Consider the following 1,594-nt stretch of genomic DNA (forward strand, 5'->3'; position numbering starts at 1 on the left):
AAGATAACGAAACAGGCTTGTATTACAACCGCTTTCGCTATTATGATAAAGACAGCGGACAGTATATTTCACCCGATCCCATCGGCCTGTTGGGTGGATTTAATCCGTATGGGTATGTGCATAATCCGACGAAATGGATTGATCCGCTGGGGTTGATGTGTTGCCCTCTAATAACAAAAGGTGCAGATGTTACCTCTGACATTATTCAAGGTGCACTGAAAGGAGATACGATGCAAACCGTCCAAGGCTCTGTATCCTTACCAGCTATTCAACGTTATGTTGACCGACTATTAAAAGGTGATGTAGCTCCACCAATAAAAGTTGATGGTAATGTTATCGTTGAAGGTAACCATCGCTATGTGGCTGGCAAAATTGTAGGAAAAATCCCTGAAACAGTGCCTGGAACATTATCTCCTAGCCAAGCGGCACGTATCAAGCCAATGTCTGAAACAAAGGTAGATGCTTTTGACTGGGGGAACTATTAAATGATAAATCTCCATTTTGAATCTACCGATGAAATTAAAGAAATAGATAGTGATACCTTAGATGGCTATGATTTCTCTGGGGAATTATTGCATACGGCAATTTTTGAAGGATTATCCTTACAACATGCATCTTTCGAGCAAGCTAATTTACGTAGTGCTAATTTTGCATATTGTATATTAAATAATACCAATTTTACTAGCTCATTATTGATGAATACTAACTTCTTAGGTGCATCATTAATTAATTGTAAATTAGTAAACTCTAAACTCAGCGGTGCATTTTTTCAGGACGCTAATTTAGAGGGCGCTAATTTAAAAAACGCGGATTTATTTGCTGTGAATATGAATAATGCAAATTTAAAAGGGGCTAATATGAATGCTAGTAGAATTATGGATGCAACTTTTACCAACGCAATCTTCGATAAAAATACAATATGGCCTGAGGGATTCTCACCTTTAAAAGCCGGAGCTAAATATGTTGATTAAATAATATCTAACTAGAAAAATTATCCTCTAGTTAGACTATTATTAAGAGCCGTTCAGTTTACTCTTTAGCCACTAACATACTCCGCCATCAGCTCGCGCATGGTGTGTTTGATGGCTCTGAGTTGCGCTTGCTGTTGTTGGTTTTGTTGTTTAATCGCTCGGGTGTCTTCGCTATCGGGTATCAATACCAAACACCCGTTTAAGATTTTCACCGTGAACGTAAAGCCTGTCTCAAATCCTGCGTCCTTTAACCAATGCCCTGTTAGGTGTATCGCAGGTGGTGGTGTGGCTTTACTGCCTTTGGGAGGCGTAGCCCACCGTGTAATAACGCTCTGTTTTCGGGGCTTTATTTGTTCTGCTGCTTAATCACTGCCTGCTGCTCAGACTCTATCAAACTGATGGCCTGAAACTGGAGTGCTAACTCTTCCGGTGTGGTGATTGAACAAAGTGAGTGGCTTGATGATGGTCTCAATCCTCAATGTTTATCCACGATCAACTATGAATACGATACCCATTTACGACTGATTAAAGCCACTAACCCCGATTCCGTCGTCGAGTTCGAGTACGATGCCCACGGTCAATTAACTTGCGAGCGCATTAATGGCCGTGAAGTACACCATCAA

4 protein-coding genes and 1 pseudogene are annotated in these 1,594 nt (G+C 40.7%); 3 read left to right on the forward strand and 2 right to left on the reverse strand.

All coding sequences use genetic code 11. The annotated features are described in order from the left end of the window. Nucleotides 1-485: RHS repeat-associated core domain-containing protein (locus tag SC428_RS22005; protein ID WP_318710340.1), on the forward strand; the 485-nt coding region annotated here is incomplete at its 5' end. Beyond that, the gene (locus SC428_RS22010; protein ID WP_318710341.1) at nucleotides 486-971 is read left to right on the forward strand and encodes a pentapeptide repeat-containing protein; all 486 of its coding nucleotides are present in this window, start codon (nucleotides 486-488) and stop codon (nucleotides 969-971) included. 65 nt (nucleotides 972-1,036) lie between these two features. On the opposite strand, the gene SC428_RS22015 is transcribed toward SC428_RS22010, so the two are convergent. Then, complete coding sequence (locus SC428_RS22015; RefSeq protein WP_318710342.1) at nucleotides 1,037-1,183, reverse strand: hypothetical protein; 147 nt, start codon at nucleotides 1,181-1,183, stop codon at nucleotides 1,037-1,039. 18 nt (nucleotides 1,184-1,201) lie between these two features. Next, nucleotides 1,202-1,321, reverse strand: a pseudogene (locus tag SC428_RS22225) (SymE family type I addiction module toxin); the annotation flags it as partial. 84 nt (nucleotides 1,322-1,405) lie between these two features. Here SC428_RS22225 and SC428_RS22020 point away from each other — a divergent pair. Next, the coding region (locus tag SC428_RS22020) for an RHS repeat domain-containing protein (RefSeq protein ID WP_318710343.1) at nucleotides 1,406-1,594 on the forward strand (189 nt) is incomplete at its 3' end.

Source organism: Providencia sp. 2023EL-00965, assembly GCF_033550225.1.
Classification (GTDB): domain Bacteria; phylum Pseudomonadota; class Gammaproteobacteria; order Enterobacterales; family Enterobacteriaceae; genus Providencia; species Providencia manganoxydans.